Source organism: Bacillus salipaludis (assembly GCF_004358205.1).
In genome coordinates this window covers 235,530-254,022 of sequence record NZ_SMYO01000009.1, presented here as the reverse complement: position 1 = coordinate 254,022, position 18,493 = coordinate 235,530, and the positions used below count along the sequence as shown (strand labels likewise).

Here is an 18,493-nt window from a genome sequence, read left to right as displayed (position 1 = left end):
TATTTTACCCCTCATCGCTTACAAAAGATGCAAAATGCCTGGAATGCATCCTCTTGATAAACATTGTAACATTTGGTAAGCCGTATGCCTTAATAGGGCACGTACGGTTTGATAAGGGGGAAGCCTCGAGAGAGGTTTCCCTACTTTCTATTCATGAAATTTAGTTTTAAAAAACCAGTTGTGAAAAGCTTGTGTTAAGTAATCCGTTATCCAAATGGTTATAAAACTCCAATACCAAGTCCATTTTTTATATTTAATTAATTTTGTATATTTCACTGCAATTATTTCAAAGATGACGATTACAGAAGTACTAATAAAGAAATGCAGAGTTTTTTTTAAGTGAGATTTATTTTTTGGATAGTACAAACTAAATAAAGTGCACAGTCCAGGATATATAAAGTATTCAAATGAAAAACTAGCTCTATTTGCTTTTTTGAAAAATAAGCGATATGGATAGGAAATTAAGTTTTTTTCTACTACTAGTAATCCAAAAATCCATGTTAATGCTTGTTTAAATAAAAATACAACTATTGATTCACGAATTTTATTTTTTGGTGTAAATTTTATTAATAGTAATGACACAATTATCCAGGATGAAATTACGATAGTTTTCTCTGCTTTGTATTTCATTAATTATCCTCCTTTACTTATTAGTTTTTACTTTTAGAATTGATTAATTCAATTTTTGTTTTAAGTAAAATGAATACGAAGATAATATGAAATAAAACAGTAAGGGATATTAGCTAAGCGTTGATTCAAGAAGGATGAACGATCTTACTTGTATACTCCTCCTCTTCATTTAACGTGAAAAAATTAAACGGATGTTTTAGATAAAAAGTGCTTTTTCTGCTCAAGATAATTTAACAATCGAAAAAATTGCGGCAGGATTACACAAATAATAAGGATTCGAAGCACTTGTACGGCTACGACAAAGGTCGAGTCACCATGGAGGACGACAGAAGTTGTCGTCATTTCAGCGATTCCGCCTGGCGCAAATGCAAGAATAGAGGTAATCAGTGAAATCCCTGTTATTTTAGCCACTAAAACCGCACACATAAACATAGAGAAAATGAGACCGACCGTACTTATGAAAGAGACTACGATCGTCCGTTTTAACCCGATAAACATGCTTTTTTGAAAACACGAACCAATACTGGCAGCAATCATAATCTGCGATAAAATGATGACTTCATGAGGCCACCACGAAACGATGTCACCTCCAATCATGAACGAACCAAGAGATTGGGCAATGGCAGTACCCACCATGCTTCCAATCAGCCAGGGAGCAGGAAATCGTAAATATTTGATCAATCGGTAGCCTGCGTATGCAAATGCGATAAAGGCAAAAGTCCAAAGTAACATCCCGATTTTAAATTCCGGGTCTGCCTGAACCGAAAGGGGAACAGGATTCGCCGAATTTCCACTGTGTGTAGCCGAAAAAGAAGCAACCAACGGAATCATTAGGATCACTAAAAAAACGCGCATGGTTTGAATAATGCTGACGACAGCCGTATTTGCCCCTGCCTCTTCTGCAATCCCAGGCATAGCGGATAATCCACCAGGAGCCGTTCCGAAAAAGCTGGTCATCATATCCGTAATACTATATTTCCAGAGTACGAGACCGGAAAGTAAGGAAAAAATGATCGAAAGAAGAAGCATAAGAATGATGGCAAGCCAATTTTCCTTAAAAACATGCAAAAAAGTCAGGTTTATTTTCTGTCCCAAATGAATGCCTAAAATAAACTGCCCCATAAATAACCAGTACTTTGGCATCCCTTTTTGATTCTCATTCCCCCTTAAAAAGGATGGCTTCCAAAAGGAAAGAAAAGCAGCTGCTAAAAATGTGCCGATCATCCATCCAATGGATAGATCCGTCAATGAGATCAAGAATCCTCCTAAACTACTTATCAATATAAAACAAACACTGCGAAAAAAGGTGTTTTTTTCATTCATAATCTAGCCTCCTTGCTTCAAAACATCCAATGAAGATTTCGTAATAAATATAGTATAATCAAAGCAATAAATAAAATATGGAATTTATATTGGAGCCCATAATCAAAAGTTATTTCTTAAAGGATACAAGGTGATTTCGATGGATGAAAGAGACTGGATGGTTTTGCAAACCCTTTATCAAGAAAAAAATATAACCAATACAGCTAAAATACTGCATATTTCGCAGCCGGCTTTAACCAATCGCTTAAAAACAATGGAAAACTACTTTGGAGTTAAAATCGTGAATCGAAACTGGCGCGGAGTTGAGTTTACTCCACAAGGTGAGTATCTTGCAAAAAATGCACATGAAATGTTATTGCGAATCCAAAAGATGAAAGAAACAGTCCTAAATATGGAGAAAAAAATATCGGGTACATTAAGGCTGGGTGTTTCAACCTTTTTTACGGATTATAAACTTCCCGGATTATTAAAACTTTTTAAAGATCAATACCCTGATGTCGAGTTTAAAGTAACAACGGGATCCAGTAATGATATTGCCCATTTAATGTACAATCATGATGTTCATGTCGGTTTTTTAAAAGGGGAATATGGCTGGAAGGATCAAAAAAAGTTTCTCTTCGAAGAAAGCATTTGTATCGCTTCAAAAGAAGAGATAGACATGAACCGACTGCCCAGTTTACCTAGAATTGATTACGAAACGGATCCATTATTAAAAGCTGTAATTGATAATTGGTGGGCTGAAAATTACTCACAGCCTCCACTCGTCAGTATTAATGTGGATAAAGCAGATACATGCAAAAAGATGGTCGGTTATGGCTTGGGCTACGCCATTATGCCAAGCATGAATATTGATGATCTTGTTCATATCAATAAAATTGAAATTAAAAACAAGGAGGGAGAAAAAATCATCCGAAAGACGTGGATGTTCTACCATGAAGAATCTTTAGAATTCAACGTAGTAAAGGCTTTTGTCGAATTTGTAGAGGGGATTGACCTGCAATCCATTACCTAAGGTGGAATTTGCTGGTCAAAAACGGAGCTGTTTGGGGAGCTGTATACATGATCAATTGTTTTAAATAATTTTATAAAAATAAGGTAACTAGCATGGGTTGAAATCCTTCAAATAAAGCAAACAGCTGCCATGATGGCAGCTGGATTAACGTAACTTATTAAACGCAAGTAAACGATTGAATTTGTCTTAGGCTAATTCCGAAATTAACCCATCTACGACCAGTCCAGCGATACCCTGAAACAGAGTGGCGGCCAATAAATGTTGGATAAAACCAAAATTGCTCAAAACCTCTTAGCCATACATATGTGTATCTGTGTAAACAACGGACCATACTGCCTGGGTCTACTGCAAATGCTCCTGCTTGGTGCGTCTGTTGAGGAACAACAGATGGCGGTGGCGATGTGGGTGGTCCCTCTTCTGGGGCAGGATGACCAGGCGATGGTCCAGCTCCAGGAGCATGATGACCAGGTGGCGGAGCAGTCGGTGGCTGAAAGCCGCCAAATTGTCTTGGATCAAGGGTCGAATTGTAATCTGCTTGAATAGGAGTTGCAGATAGATAAGCATCTTGACTATTTGGAATGTTATAGTACAGATGTATATGATTTGGGTACATAAAATGCACTCCCTTACAATTTATTTTCATATCATCCTATTCATTGGTTATTCACCTATTAACTTGTTCGAATAAAAATGTGTTTTTACCTATAAACAATCGTTGGGCATTATGATGTGCACGTGCACACCCGAGCAACTTGAGCACGTAACGAAAGCATACAAGAGATAATGAGAATACACCCTACAGAAGACGGGTTATCCGTCTTCTGTTTCATTCACAGGGAGTTGGTATTCTTTCTTTGTTTAATTAAATGATAAATACCAGTTCCTAAGTAAAAAAGAAAGAAATAGCCAAAAAGAATGAGAGTAGGAATTGCATTAGGAAGTATTTTTATAAGGAAAATACCTATAACAAGACAAATAAATGAAGCAATAAAATTAATTTTATATTTTGGTATTCTTTTCACAAAATCACCTCCAACTTATTTTACCATTATTTTCTAGATGTGTGATGATGGAGGTGTTTATGAAAAGATGGACTTACACGATCGGATGCGTTTCTACAAAAGTGAAGACGCATTTTACAATGTATCTGGGAGGTTACCAGATTGTCTCTAGATCATGCCCAAATATAATATAGACGGGCTCCAATTTCCTCTCGAAGTGTAATATATATTGTAATGTTAAATTAGCTCTCCATACATTCGAAAGGAAGTGGAAAAAATGGATAATGCCTTACCAATAACTAATGCCTTACCAATATCGAATGCCTTACCCGCAAATGTTCTTCCCCAACCTCCATTGTCTTATTCCTATGCAGCTCCTGTTTATGCAAGCTGTTTTCCTACTCAAGGATGCGGTGAATTTATACTCATAGTCGTTTTGTTTATTTTATTAATCATTGTTGGTGCAGTTTGTTTCTGTGTTTAAAAGCTGTGACTGTATTTATGAAATAATCCTCATCCTAACTCCGGATGAGGATTATTTCCCTTAAACTGATACAAGTTTTTCTTGAGCTGAACAAGCAATTGCTATTAAAGTAAGAACGAAGGAGTTACTTATTAGTTCTTGTCGGTTTGCAAATTACATCTTGATAGAATCCTTACGGTCAGCTTAAAAAAAGACGGTTATGTTATTTCAATTTACTATTTTTCACGATCGTCTAACCATTTATCAAATGTAGATTCAAAGTTTTTCCTTTCTTCATTCGACATGATAAAAGGAGATATGACCATATAACCCAAGATTCCTGCAGTTATAGAAAAGAAGAAATTTGCCATAAAGTCCATATCTTTTTGCCAAAGAAATAAGAATCCGAATACCATAACTCCTATTAAAATACTTAAAATTCCTTTTAGAATAGCTTTATTCAATGTATTATAATAAAAATTTTTATATTAATTCCCATCCATTATACTATGAATGTTAAAATCTTCTATTTTCTATTAAAATTTATTTTTCCACATATAGCCACAATATTTACGAAAAGAGTCTAAAATAAGGAAAAACATTTTGTAAATAATCGACGATTTTTACCGTTTCCTTAATGGACCTTCATTTGTTAAAAATGAATCAAAGAGTATTTCAGATTGATCCGAATAAGAGGTCAACTTGAACCAATATAAAATTTGAGATTGACACCATGGAAGAAACAAGTCTGAACCAAGCAATACCAGAGATTACTACAGAGATTATCCAAAGACAACAACAAAGATCGTTCCAGTTGTTTTCCCGATCAAAAAATTTTAAAAACCCCCCTTAAAGACCAAAATCCTTCCTTATCCATTCATTCACCCATTTGCCAAATTTATAAAAAAGTTTTTATTTTACCTGTCCTTTTTTGTCATTTTTCTTTATATAGCTAGGGAAAGATCAATGAACCAATCGATGAAACAAGAACGGAAGCAAATTGTTTTATCATTTGGCCATTCAAAAAGGGAGGAAAAAAGAGATGAGTAATTTATTAGTGTACGAAAATCCAATGATCGTGAGCCCATCATTAGCCAACAGGATTGGTTTAAATGAAGCAGTCGTCCTGCAGCAGGTACATTACTGGGTGAATAAAAGCAACCATATCATTGAGGAGCGTAAATGGATTTACAATACCTATAACGATTGGCAGGAACAATTTTCATTTTGGTCACTCAGTACGATCAAACGGGTATTTCGCTCGCTAGCGGATCAAGGATTATTGCTTTCAGGGAACTGGAATAAAAGCAAAATGGATCAAACCAAGTGGTACACCATTGATTATGAACGGTTAGAAGCACTGGAATTAGCGCCAAAAATGCAAAAGAAGGAAATAGAACTTAATGAAAGGAAACACGTCGAAGCAGAAATAGATTTTATAGCATCGGAGATAAACGCGCCTGCTGTTAAAGAGAACCTGTATAAAGAAGATAGTTTTGGTATGGATTTAGATGAAAAGGATACATACACAAGTGAAAATGAAGAATTTGACGGTGCATTCCTGCATACGACACCTGGGCAAAAAGAAAAACAAAAAGCTATCGTTCACAATATAGAAAACAATCCAGACATCCAAAATCCCTTATTGAGTAATCAAAAAACAGAAGATGTGAAAGAAATTATTGAGTTTTGGGATGATAATGGATTTGGATTTACAAATGTGAATGCAAAAGAGCAGTTGTTGTCGTGGTTAGATGATTCTAGCTTTTTACATCCAAAAGAGATGATTTTAAAAGCAATGAATATTGCGTGTGCTAATAACAAGCGGAAGTTGAACTATATTGTGGCGATTCTGAAGAACTGGGAAAATGAATCTTTACTGACCGTAGAAGAAGTTGAAATGGATCAGGAGAAGAAAAAGTCTGCACCAAAGCATAGGAAATCAACTGAATCGTTTCCTAACGGAAGAGATATTCCAAGAGGCTTTGAACTCGATCTTACGGCAGGTGAAGAGTGATGAGTATGGCAGAGAAGGCGTTTTTAGGAAGTTTGATGAAGGCGGAATACTTACTCAAGGATACGGTGATTCAGCCTGAACAGCTAGAAAATATGCGGCATAAAGAATTAATGCGAAGGATGGTAGAGTATAAGCGTGCTGGCAAGAATATTGATTTAATTTCCTTGACCACCTTACCGGACCTCGAATCTGTAGGTGGAATGTCTTACCTTTCGGAGCTGTTATCGTATGCGGATCTAGAGAAATTTGACAGTACGGAGAAGCTCCTTCTTGGTCAGTGGAAGGAACGAGAAAAGAGGAACATTTTAACGGTTGCATTCACGAACGATTGGGAAATAGCGAAAGTAATCACCGAATTGGATAAGATTAACCAAATGAAGATGGACGATCACACGTCCTTACATCAAGCAATGTCAATCATTTATGAGGCACCCTGGGAAGATCAACCAACATTGAAAACCGCCACAACAGGGATCAAAAAGCTAGACGAGGTGACGGGAGGCTTTCAGGACGGGGAAGTAACGATTCTAGCGGCAAGACCCTCGATGGGAAAAACCGATGTGATGCTTCATTTTGCAAAAATGTCGGGATGGGCTGGATATTTGCCTCTCGTATTTTCCTTAGAAATGCCCGAAAGGCTGATCACCTCCCGATTAATGGCTTCAACCGGGGGCTTTAACCGTGCAAAAATGCGGGATCCGAAAAGAATGCTCAATCCTAGTCAAAAGAATAAATGGTCGGATGTCATTGGGGACCTTACTGAAACCCATATGCAAATTTTTGATAGGTCTGGACAAACCATTGCCGAAATGAGAGCAAAAACACGAAAAATGATGCATCAATTTCCATACAAGAAACCGATTCTATTTATCGATTATCTAACGCTTATCCATTCTGGTCAATTTTACGGCGGGAATTCCCACTTACAAGTGACGGAAATATCTAAATCTCTTAAAGCGATGGCGAAGGATTTTAATTGCCCCGTCATTTGTTTGGCGCAGTTAAATCGATCGGTGGAATCAAGAGCCAATAAGCGGCCGATGATGTCTGACATTCGGGAATCAGGAAGTGTGGAACAGGATGCCGATGTGATTCTGTTCTTGTATCGCGAAGCTTATTATGACAAGGAATCTGAGGATCATTCCCTTGAAATCATTGTCTCAAAAAATCGAAATGGTCCAGTTGGAACCGTCTCTGTGAATTACAACGAGCATACAGGAAAAATTGAAGAGCAAAAGGAATAAGGTGTTTCCGTTTCGGTCACAGAGCCGAGGACATGATTGAATATCGAGGTGTTAGCAGTGATTGTGGAAGAATTATATCAGGATTGTTTCCATTATAATGAATCCTCTTTGGCCCATTACATCTACCATTTACTAGAAGAGCAGAAAATTTCATTAAAAGATGACATTTCAAAAATAGACCTTAATCAAGTGGATCATCAGAAAGTAGCGGAATTGATTCAACATAATTACTTAGGGATCCATAAAATGGGCATCTACTCATTGAAGATGAGCCAGAAGGATTTTGTCTTTATCTTTGCTAGAAGCGGACAAGAAGCAATCGATTTCTATACCAAAACCTTTCATCAAACTCCATTGAATTGTCATGAATATTCGCTAGATTTCCAGCTTGCTAGAGGCAAGGAGGTGATTTCGTTTCGGGATATGAAGAAGGATTTTGAGAGTTTTCCAGCTATTGCCGGGTATTTTAAAAGGGAGAGGTGAAAATGAAAAGATAAGAAATATTTAATTGTAATAATGGGGGCCAATGTGCCAGACCCGCAGTGATTGGTTGTATAAAGTTTTAGATTACTTTTCAAAAATATTAATGTTCCGGAAAAATTCACATTTCATACCGTAAACCTTTACAAAATAATATATTCTTAAATTGTAATCATTTGGGAGGCTCTGATATCTTTATTACAATTGAGAGAAAATATCCAAATGACTCCTATTTTGAAGTTGAAAGGACGATCTAATAATGGATTTAAATAAAGTAATTGAACTGCTTGAAGATCTTCCAGCAAGCACTGGTCTGGATTCAGAAGATCATTGGGAGGATGGACCTATATTTCAAAAATGGCGTTTAGAAGCCATGGAAGCAATAAGATATGCTGTTAATGTACTTGAAACAGGAAAAGTTGTTGGTTTGTTGGAACTGAATGGAAAAACTTATAAAATTATGGACTAAATCGTTAAATGTTTCATGTTAAATATGGTCATATATGGAACGTAACGGCTGGAAGTTTTTTGCAAGGTATAAGTGTCCAAAATGTAATGATTCTCATGGTGAATTAGCAATTGCAAAATGGTTAGAAGAGGGCTGGTGTCCTCCACAGTCTTCAAAACTGCTTGAGACCTGCGTGTAAGTCTAGAGGGTTCGATTCACACGTTGTCCCGCCAACCATGTTATAAGGGTTTTTTAATGAAGTTAGAAGACGATCCAATTGTTCACGAACAATTGAGATCTCTACTATAGTTATATCGAAGTTTTTACATGACATATTGTATCAATCTTTAGTTGTAAATAATTATTAGTAAATAGATAAGCAAAAGCATTATCTTAATATGGTATTTTGTTTTTCCGGCGCCATTTCATGGGTGCCGGATTTTATTTATATTTAGATGAAAAATATTTTATTCTTAATTAATTTTATCGAATCAACGAAAATATATTCGACATCCGAGTTTAAGTGTTGGTAAAATTATACTAATAATTAAACTAGGAGATCAAGAAGTGAAAAATTATAATACCATAATCGACCTAATTGAAAATGGATATGAATGTGAATATTTAGATTTTAAAGCAAAGCAGTATTCTGCTAAAGGCACTCCTAATTTACTTAAAGATATTATGGCCATGGCTAATGCACAACATGAAGGAAGTAAATTTATAATAATGGGAGTTAAGGATGATCTTGTAGAAGGTAGAGGTATTGAAGGGCTTAATAAAAATGACAAAGTGGATTCATCAACATACCAAGAGTTTGTCCTTAATAATATTGAACCCGATATCAGTTTGGATGTTTATTATCTAAATTATCAGGATAAAAATATCGGGGTTATAGAAATTCAAAATACTGTAGATAGACCATATATGATTAAAAAGAAAAACGGCCCACTTAATGAAGGCTTTTGTCTGGTTCGAAGAGGATCTCAACAATCCGTCGCAAAAAGAAGTGATTTCGATCGATTTTATTTAGAGAGTAATAGATTAGAAATAAGAATATTAGACGAATGCCTATATGCAACTAATGATCGTGAAGGAGTTGCAACCTTACATGTTTCTTTCCGTAACTTGTCAAACAATCCAATTACCCTCCTTGATGGAGGTTTGTTAGTAAGAAAGGAAGGGAATGTAATTTCGCAACACGGAATGTATGGGTTAAATAAGGTTATTGGTGCCGATTTCACACTAGAAATACCTCCAAAACGGGAACTAAATGGTCATCTATGTTTAGGATTTAGTTCAACTGACTGTTTAAAACTCGGTTTAGACGAATATGGGATAACAGATGAAAAATTCAAGTTCGAGTTAATTGTATTTGATACGACAAACAATAAATATATTTCCGAGTGTGAAGAAGCAACAATCATTGCGAAAGGAGACTTTTTATGGAAGATAAGACAAAAGGCTGGTTATTCTAAAAAGAAGATATTTAAGAAATATCAAAAATAACTTTTTGCAAATGGTGGAAAATGATTATGATGATCTAGATTTTACTCCTGCAGTGATATGTCATTTCAAAGGCTTTTGAAATAGAAATTAATAAATCTATTGTTCATTGGAATTGAAAAAGAAACAACATTAAGCCCCCGATTTTTATTATAAGGTGCAGCCGAAAGTTGAAGTAATTGTCAAACCGAATGTGAATAATGGCCAATCCATTGATTTTAATAAATCTCGTAAAAATGGGTCAGAGTATCCCCAGCAGAGGGGCAATCCTATTGTGTTGCCACCAAAAATATAGAAAAGAGTGGTTTGACACCGACTTGGCACCCACAGGAACGTAAAATGCTACAAAGAGAATGGCAAAAAATTGTAGATTTGCGAAACATGGCTGCACATTCCGAGAACGTTTCATAAGATAATATGATTGAATTAATACAGTCCATAAAAAACTTAGATACTAATAAAATATTAAGTAAAATTGCATGTATGAGGATTCTTTACGGGGGTAATATCTTGCTTCTTATGATTCTTATTCGTAAATATAAAGCAGCGGTTATAATTCTATAAAGAACAATTGGAGTTATGGTATGGGTATTATCTACCTGGTTTACATTAAAAATTAATATTTTCCCAAAAGTATAATTACTATTAAATTGGAGGGAAAGTCTAATGATTTCAAACCTTGCAATTGTCTTAATACAAAGAGGATTCTTAATTAATTTAGCGGACGAACATATTTATTTTTCAACAGTGATTTATGAAGGTTAGTTAGATTTACTAGAAAAGATGTTTAGAGAATTAGATATTATGTATATTTAATTAGTGGAAATATTTACCTTTTGCAAAACCATTTAACTGAAGAAGAATTAAGAAAAATCATTTGGTACAAAGCTAGAAACCACGAGGCAGGTGGCGGCAGAGGATGGAGAACTTGGAAGTATTTTAAAAAGAGGAACCACGGTCCTAAGATAAATACATTTTCTTTAGAAACCGGGATTGCTTTGCTGGTTAAGGCAATGAGAGCAGCTGGAAATTGTTACAGTTTGCAGTTGTCATGGGCATGGAATTAATAAACCTATGATTGCTTTTTGTGGCCAGCATAATGCCATTTGGTTCAGCATTCTTTTTGATGAAGTGAAAGAAAATTTCAATTTAAATTACGAATGGAATTTATGTGATACACATCTGTGTGATCCAATTTTTGCTGCTAAAGCTAAGGATGGGAGATGGGATCTAGAAAAGGTTCTTGAGGATACGCTAAAAATTGCAGAGTATTTTTAAAACGAATCAGATAGACTTTCAAATTTAAAGCGTGAGTTTTTTGCAAGGAACTACAAGAGTACAATAAAAACCATACATAAAATGGATTATTATCATTTATCAAATTGGATACAATCAAAATATCACAATATTTATTAAGCCAAAGAATTGATGCTAGACTAAATAGTAAACACAGATTGTTATAATAAATATATCAACTATAACGTGGTGTGTCTATATGGCAAGAGATGAACGATTCGAAGAGGTATTATAAAGAAAATCTGTATACAAAGGTGTGATTTTTTTATGGCGGTCCCGGATTATCAAGCATTTATGTATCCTTTTTTACAATTATTGAAAGATGGGGGAGAACATACATTAAAGGAAGCATATGAGTATTTGGCGGATTTCTTTCAATTAACAGCGGATGATAGAAGTGAAATGATACCTAGTGGAAATCAGCTTGTATATCACAATCGAATCGGATGGGCAAGAACTTATTTGAAAAAGGCAGGTTTAATAAATACTGTCAGAAGGGCTACCTTTATTATAAATGAAAGAGGAAGAGAAGTTTTAGCAGATTCAGGTTTATCAGAACTGACGAAAGAATATCTACTAAGATACAAAGAGTTCCAAGAGTTTATAAACAAAAAAGTTCCAGAAGAACAAGCACTAAATTTTGTTCAAGACCAGGAAGACCTTTCCCCCCAAGATCAATTAGAACAGAGCTATAAAATTATACAACAGCAAATTGGTGAGGAGTTACTTGAAAAAGTAAAAAGCTGCACACCTGAGTTTTTTGAGCGTTTAGTGGTCGACCTACTTGTTTCGATGGGTTATGGCGGTTCGATACAAGATGCAGGAAAAGCCATAGGTAGAAGCGGCGATGAAGGAATAGACGGCATCATAAAAGAAGATGTACTAGGGCTAGATATGATTTATGTACAGGCGAAACGGTGGGAGGGAGTTGTCGGGCGGCCGGAGATACAAAAGTTTGCCGGCAGTCTTGAAGGGCAGCGAGCAAGAAAAGGTGTTTTTATTACCACTTCTGACTTTACTGATGGTGCGAAGGAGTATGTGAATCGTATTGAGAAAAAAATAATTCTGATTAACGGTACGGACCTGGCGAATTATATGTTTAAGTACGATATTGGTGTATCTAAAGTGACGCAGTATATATTAAAAAAGGTTGATTTGGATTATTTTGAAGAATAACTGTTGTGTATTTAATTCAATTGATATGAATAATCTCCAGGGGGACTGCTCTTGGAGATTTTTTAAAGATAATTAATAAATTCTAATTACATATTTTGTTTGAGAGAGGACTAAATAAACGGAGGAATTAGAAACTATGGAAAAGATGGGAGTTTTTATAAATTATGTTTTTGTCATAAAATGTGATTAGTAAGATGGTCCCAATAATAATATCCCTTTTTATTTAAATTTCCCAAAGTTTTCACAGATCAATTTCTGAAGAGAACCGACAATTTTATCCATATAACCTTGTTTTAAAGATGTTATTGTTCCAAAGGTAGTTATAAAACTTGGTACATAAATTAATAAAAAATCAAATTAGTTGGTGAATAAATTGATTAAGGAAGTTCGTAGTTGGTCAAAACCATACCTAGCAGGCATAATTGGGAGAAAAAAAGTTGATTGGTCAATTTTTGAGTATGGAACACAAATACCAATTGAGTTTCACGAGGATTTCGCTATCGCAAACGCTAACCACTTTTTAAAAGTTGGTGAGAAAGTACAAATTGAATTGATTTTTAATGATAATACATACAATGCTAATCTAATTTATATTAAAAGAAAGGATTCTGATGGAGGTTCTTTACAGCTTCGTTATGATCAAAATAAATCTTTTAAGGAATTACTTAAAGATGTTTTCGAAACATCCTATCAATTTTTGCGTCAAAATCGGCAAGAAAATTCAAAAAAGGTCATACATACTCCCGAAGAGATATCGGAATATATCGAATTCTACCAAACTGAAAGGCCATATGTATATAAAATGGTTTTTCAAACTAAACCTACTCAATCTATGCTTTCATTTTGGTGGGTTAACCAGGGGCAAACACATATACAAGAAAAGAATGGTGGATACCTTTGGGCTCCGCAAAAATCGAAACAAGGAAGACCGCTACCACATCATATAAAACTTCTTGATGCGAAAATTGGAGATATTGTCTTTTGTTATTCATCAATGGAAGTTAAATCAATCGGCATTGTGAAAAAGGAAGCCGTTGAATCCTTAAAGCCATCTGCTATAGCAATGCATGATTGGCAAGAAGATGGATATCTATTGGAATTAACTTACTATGATTTAGTACCTTCAATTCGTAAAGAAGAAATTCCTGAGGAGTGGAGATTAAAAGAAAGTGGTCCTTTTGATGTTAATGGTAACTTAAAACAAGGATATTTTTTTGAATTATCTGAGGAATTTTCAAGAAAATTATTTCAACTTTTTAATGAGAGGTTTGCGACGGAGGTTAGAACTAAAATGGGAGAATATGAATCAAAGCGTGAGATAAATATGGTAAGAGACAATCCAAAGACTTATTTCACAAATAGAGAACTTATTGATCATATTTATTCCTACATAAAAAGCAAAGGATTCTTTTACGAAAAGAAAGAGGTAATTAACCTTTTCCTTTCACTCAAAACCAAACCTTTCGTCATCCTTTCCGGTATTTCTGGTACTGGGAAAACCAAAATGGTTCAATGGTTTGCTGAAAGCGTTGGTGCGATAGAAGAAAATGGGCAATTTTCATTAATTCCGATTCGCCCAGATTGGAATGATGGATCTGATTTGCTTGGGTATGTTGATATTAAAGGGGAATTTAAAGAAGGACCGTTAACAAAGGTGATCAAGAAGGCTGCCGCAAATCCAGAATTACCTTATTTTGTTTTGCTAGATGAAATGAATTTAGCAAGGGTAGAGTATTATTTCAGCGATATTTTAAGTGTGATGGAGAGCCGTAAGTGGAAAAATGGCGAGATCATTTCTTCCAATTTATTATCAGAAGAAATCGCGGGTGTTGCCTTAAAACTACCGAATAATTTGTATATTATTGGAACGGTCAATATGGATGAAACCACCCACCCATTCAGTAAGAAGGTATTGGACCGTGCGAACACGATTGAGTTCAATCGTGTTGATTTAGGAAATCTAGACTTTTTAAACGAACTTGAAGAAATGGAGCCGGTTGTTGCCGGTCACGAATCCTTTACTTCTATTTACCTTCACCTTAAAGATGTTTACCTAAAGAATCCCCAATTAGTGGAACAAGTGACAAGTGAGATCATTAAAATGAACAATGCCCTTCAATTAATTAACGCGCATGTGGGCTATCGTGTCCGGGATGAGGTTTGTTTTTATATGGCTTATAATCATCAGGCCAATTTAATGAAATTTGAAGAAGCTTTGGATCATTGTATTTTACAAAAAATATTGCCACGGATTGCTGGAAGTGATAAACGGGTTGATCAATTATTGAGGGACTTGTATGTACACTTTACCAATAAACAATTTGATGAAGATCTAGATTTAGCTGAATTAGAACTTGCTACTGCCAAGTATCCACATAGTGCGGCAAAGCTTGTTGAGATGTTGAGGAGGTTAAGAGAAGATGGCTTCACTTCCTTCTGGGTCTCGTGAGGATGTTGAATTAGTTCAAATTGAGTCAGAGGAACTTTCTCTTATTCTAAAAGGCAAACCCTACCATCAACGGTATGAAGGACTGAAGCAATATCGGAGCATGGATTATCATGATGTAATGGAATTTTCTGTTCAGGGTAATTCCATTCAAGAAATCAAGATATATGATATCAATCAACAACAACTGGTGGATCCAACTGAGCAGCGGCCAATATTTTTTGAAAATGGAATTTATCAACTCATCGTTGTCCCTAAGAATGGACAAGAAATAACCTTTTATCATGAGCATCCGTTATTAAGACATGCTGTTTCATTCGTGAAAATTGGTCAACAGTCAATGATGATGGGGAATCTCCAATTTCAAAATGAGGTAGGGTTAACGACTTTTGAAATCCGAGAGGGCAATAAAACCATTTTGGAGGTCACCTTAGAGATATTTCCATCCAAACTCGATTATAAAAATGACTATAAAAAGCTTCTGGAAGAAGTAAATGATGAGATTTACAATTTGGCGTATCATTTTATTCGTAAAACCTATTTAGGTGCAAGAGTGAAACTGGATGGGCGTCCATCGAGAACAGAATTTTATCGTTTAATTAGCCAGCATTTTCATCAGTTTTTACAAGCGATCTCACGAATTGAACAGCTGCCCCATCATAAGCTTGAAAAAAGATATGAAAAGGTAAGAGGAGATCAACTAAAGAAGTTAGATTCTAATGGTAGAAACTATTTACGGAAACGCTCAAGCATATTTGTTGAGGTGGAGAAAGGGATTCCATTTGGTAGTAAAAGCCTCATGCCAATGGAAGGATTAACAATTAAGAAAGAGTTAACCTACGATACGATTGAAAATCGGTATGTGAAATGGATGACGGAAAGACTCATTCATAAGCTTAACGACTTACTTGAGACCATTTTAAATGTAAATAAACGTTCGTTTGAGGGGCCAGATCCTGATTTGGTTGAAAGGATCAAAAAGATGATCAGCCAGTTGCAAACTCGAGTAAAAAATCTTTTTTGGTCGAGAATTGGTGGGTTGGATCGATCAGTGATGAGCCTAGTGTTACAAATGGCCCCAGGCTACCGGGATGCATTTCAAATTTATTTAACAGTCTCCAAAGGTTTAGTCCTTCAAGGAAAGCTTTATCAAATGTCTGTTAAGGATGTCGCCACCTTATATGAATATTGGACTTTCCTTAAGCTCGGGCAAATCCTAGGTAGGAAATATCAATTGTTAAGTCAGGATATCGTCCAAGTAAATCGTGAAGGTTTATTTGTGAATCTAGAAGCGAACCGGATGGCCAAACGTGTTTTTAAACATCCGATTACGAATGAGGAGATTACTTTAACCTATCAAAAGTATGAAGGGAAATTGCCAACTATTCCGCAGAAGCCAGATACGATGTTAAGCATCCAGAAGAAGGGGAAGGATTATACCTTTAATTATATTTTCGATGCTAAATACCGAATCGATTATGCTCAGGAAGGCAGCTATTATAAGAATCGATACAAAACACCCGGCCCAATGGAGGACGATATCAATACCATGCATCGGTACCGAGATTCGATTGTGGCTTCAGTGGTGAATGGCCCATATGAACGAACGGCCTTTGGTGCCTATGTACTGTTTCCATGGTTTGATGAAGCAGGCTACCAGGAACATCATTTTTATGAAAGTATTGATAAGGTCAACATTGGCGGACTACCATTTTTACCGAATGCTACGACCTTAGTGGAACGATTTGTCGAGAGGCTAATTGATAAAAGTCCAGAGGAAATTCAGCGGGAAGGCATCCTGCCACGTGGGACATTGGAGGAATGGCAATCAAGCCTGGACGATTTGGTATTGGTCGGACTCGTTTCAAATGGGGAAGATTATAATCGTTTTAGGAAGGAAAGTTACTATTCTATTCCTTTTGAGAAATTGAAAAAAGGTTGGCAGGAAGCTAAATACATCGCTTTGTATATTAAAAGTGGTGTAGGTAATGAAAATGGGGTTTTGGCTTATGGGGAAATTGATGAGTTAAAACCGGTTAGAGTTGATGAAATGGACCATATTCACTTTGAAGTTAAGCATTGGATTAACTTGAGTCCTATCATCAAACCTGTCCATTATGGAATCTCGAGCTATGTCCTTACGACACTTAATATATTAAAAGAAGCCAAGGAGCTTCCCGAATTGTTTATGAAATCAAAAGAAGAAATGGTCATTTGGCGGATGCTTAGAAGGGTATCGGATCGGATAAGGCTAGAATTAGATAATAGAGACTTGGATCAAGCTTCCAGAGTGATGGAATTTAAAGTAAAAGATATTCAAGTAATTATGAACAAAGCGGAGCGGTATATTCTATTTACTAAGGACCATTTAAAAAAGGAGATTCCTATTGAGGATTTAGAGAGGAATCCAACTGGGGTTTTTAGGATATTGATGGGGATTTTATCTGTATAATTTAGGAGTAATTATTTTAATTAAGTGTTGGAGGAATACTTATCTTGGATATGCTTTCAACTGAGAAAGTGAAGAGATGGAGTATAAGCGTTTAGCAATAACAAGTAGAAGCCTAAAAAAATTTTCGTTGTATGTTCTTCAAGTGATAATTAAATTCATTTATATTTAGCTTTAAAAAGAGCGGCTAAAACTTGAGCAGCTCTTTTTAACTTGTTTTAGCCTCTATTATTAATTAATTTTATTTATGCCTTACAGTACTCCAATCAACTTTTTTAGTGGTAAGGCTTCTCGTACATTTATTATTACTATTATACTTTTTAATTAAAGAAACAATAGTAGCTTTAGACTTACCTGAAACAGCTGCAGTTGGATGATGAAACATATATGTACAATTTGCACGCTTAAAATGGCCACCTAGTCTATCTGTCCTTCCGGAGTGGGCGAATGCATCAGTGACACTTGAAAAATTAAGTACACATAAAATAAGTAATCCCAAAAACGATTTTTTCAATTTAATCACCTCCCAGACAATAATTATACTATTTTTTCTTTTTATTACCATAAAAACTATGACTATATGTATAAAAAATTACAAAAAATTAACTAGATAATGAGTAAATAGATATATTCAATAAACCATCAAGAAAAGCCCGTGTTCGGAAACGGGGCTTTTCGAATAAATATTTATTTGTCCTTTGATATGTAACGTATCAAATCATTTTAAAATACTTAAAAGCTTGTTTAATATCTTCTTGTTTATTAATAGGACATGGGTTTGTTCTGAAAACGGGGGAGATGCAAAATATAATGATAAATGAATAGGATAATTATCGGAGGATATGCCTTGAAAGATAATTTATCTTTTATTTACGGTCGTGGCAGAATAGCTGAAAAACAAAAGTACATAATATTACAAACAAATATGACGGGTGAAAGGAATTTATATAATTGGAGTTCTTACAGGAGAATATGCCTTTTGTGTAGAAAGATAAGATGAAG

At 35.3% G+C, this 18,493-nt stretch carries 17 protein-coding genes; 12 read left to right on the top strand and 5 right to left on the bottom strand.

Going from position 1 to position 18,493, the window contains the following annotated elements; all coding sequences use genetic code 11:
- Nucleotides 1-147 precede the first annotated feature (147 nt).
- On the bottom strand, nucleotides 148-630 hold the full coding sequence (locus E2K98_RS20030) for a CBO0543 family protein (RefSeq protein WP_133337217.1): 483 nt from the start codon (nucleotides 628-630) through the stop codon (nucleotides 148-150).
- A 183-nt stretch (nucleotides 631-813) separates the two neighbouring features.
- Complete coding sequence (locus E2K98_RS20025) at nucleotides 814-1,953, bottom strand: AbrB family transcriptional regulator (protein ID WP_133337215.1); 1,140 nt, start codon at nucleotides 1,951-1,953, stop codon at nucleotides 814-816.
- A gap of 139 nt (nucleotides 1,954-2,092) precedes the next feature.
- Between E2K98_RS20025 and E2K98_RS20020 the strand changes: the two genes are divergently transcribed.
- Nucleotides 2,093-2,965 carry a LysR family transcriptional regulator gene (locus E2K98_RS20020; protein ID WP_133337213.1) on the top strand — a complete coding sequence of 291 codons (873 nt, stop codon included), beginning with the start codon at nucleotides 2,093-2,095 and terminating at the stop codon, nucleotides 2,963-2,965.
- 157 nt (nucleotides 2,966-3,122) lie between these two features.
- On the opposite strand, the gene E2K98_RS20015 is transcribed toward E2K98_RS20020, so the two are convergent.
- Complete coding sequence (locus E2K98_RS20015; protein ID WP_133337211.1) at nucleotides 3,123-3,578, bottom strand: hypothetical protein; 456 nt, start codon at nucleotides 3,576-3,578, stop codon at nucleotides 3,123-3,125.
- A 217-nt stretch (nucleotides 3,579-3,795) separates the two neighbouring features.
- Nucleotides 3,796-3,987 carry a hypothetical protein gene (locus tag E2K98_RS20010; RefSeq protein ID WP_133337209.1) on the bottom strand — a complete coding sequence of 64 codons (192 nt, stop codon included), beginning with the start codon at nucleotides 3,985-3,987 and terminating at the stop codon, nucleotides 3,796-3,798.
- A 334-nt stretch (nucleotides 3,988-4,321) separates the two neighbouring features.
- Between E2K98_RS20010 and E2K98_RS32355 the strand changes: the two genes are divergently transcribed.
- From E2K98_RS32355 to E2K98_RS19955, 11 genes are all read left to right on the top strand, one after another.
- Entirely contained in the window at nucleotides 4,322-4,450 is a 129-nt protein-coding gene (locus E2K98_RS32355) for a YjcZ family sporulation protein (protein WP_372512765.1), read from the top strand.
- Between the two features lie 1,021 nt (nucleotides 4,451-5,471).
- A complete protein-coding gene (locus E2K98_RS20000; RefSeq protein WP_235824875.1) occupies nucleotides 5,472-6,446 on the top strand; it encodes a DnaD domain-containing protein in 975 nt (324 codons plus the stop codon).
- The gene (locus E2K98_RS19995) at nucleotides 6,446-7,690 is read left to right on the top strand and encodes a DnaB-like helicase C-terminal domain-containing protein (RefSeq protein WP_133337205.1); all 1,245 of its coding nucleotides are present in this window, start codon (nucleotides 6,446-6,448) and stop codon (nucleotides 7,688-7,690) included. The genes E2K98_RS20000 and E2K98_RS19995 overlap by 1 nt, the downstream gene beginning before the upstream one ends.
- A 36-nt stretch (nucleotides 7,691-7,726) precedes the next feature.
- Nucleotides 7,727-8,173: a hypothetical protein gene (locus tag E2K98_RS19990; RefSeq protein WP_235824874.1), complete on the top strand. Its 447-nt coding sequence runs from the start codon at nucleotides 7,727-7,729 to the stop codon at nucleotides 8,171-8,173.
- A 256-nt stretch (nucleotides 8,174-8,429) separates the two neighbouring features.
- Nucleotides 8,430-8,639 carry a hypothetical protein gene (locus tag E2K98_RS19985; RefSeq protein ID WP_133337203.1) on the top strand — a complete coding sequence of 70 codons (210 nt, stop codon included), beginning with the start codon at nucleotides 8,430-8,432 and terminating at the stop codon, nucleotides 8,637-8,639.
- Between the two features lie 546 nt (nucleotides 8,640-9,185).
- Nucleotides 9,186-10,127: an AlbA family DNA-binding domain-containing protein gene (locus E2K98_RS19980; protein ID WP_133337201.1), complete on the top strand. Its 942-nt coding sequence runs from the start codon at nucleotides 9,186-9,188 to the stop codon at nucleotides 10,125-10,127.
- A gap of 833 nt (nucleotides 10,128-10,960) precedes the next feature.
- Nucleotides 10,961-11,191, top strand: coding sequence for a hypothetical protein (locus E2K98_RS19975; RefSeq protein WP_133337199.1), 231 nt, complete (start codon nucleotides 10,961-10,963; stop codon nucleotides 11,189-11,191).
- A gap of 7 nt (nucleotides 11,192-11,198) precedes the next feature.
- Nucleotides 11,199-11,402 (top strand): hypothetical protein, encoded by a 204-nt coding sequence (locus tag E2K98_RS19970; protein WP_133337197.1) that lies wholly within the window; start codon nucleotides 11,199-11,201, stop codon nucleotides 11,400-11,402.
- A gap of 285 nt (nucleotides 11,403-11,687) precedes the next feature.
- On the top strand, nucleotides 11,688-12,596 hold the full coding sequence (locus E2K98_RS19965) for a restriction endonuclease (RefSeq protein WP_133337195.1): 909 nt from the start codon (nucleotides 11,688-11,690) through the stop codon (nucleotides 12,594-12,596).
- 373 nt (nucleotides 12,597-12,969) lie between these two features.
- Entirely contained in the window at nucleotides 12,970-15,045 is a 2,076-nt protein-coding gene (locus E2K98_RS19960; protein WP_235824873.1) for an McrB family protein, read from the top strand.
- A complete protein-coding gene (locus E2K98_RS19955) occupies nucleotides 15,017-17,494 on the top strand; it encodes a restriction endonuclease-like protein (protein WP_133337193.1) in 2,478 nt (825 codons plus the stop codon). The genes E2K98_RS19960 and E2K98_RS19955 overlap by 29 nt, the downstream gene beginning before the upstream one ends.
- Nucleotides 17,495-17,732: 238 nt before the next feature.
- Here the strand turns inward: E2K98_RS19955 and E2K98_RS19950 are convergent, their stop codons facing one another.
- Entirely contained in the window at nucleotides 17,733-18,005 is a 273-nt protein-coding gene (locus E2K98_RS19950; RefSeq protein WP_133337191.1) for a hypothetical protein, read from the bottom strand.
- Between the last annotated feature and the right edge of the window lie 488 nt (nucleotides 18,006-18,493).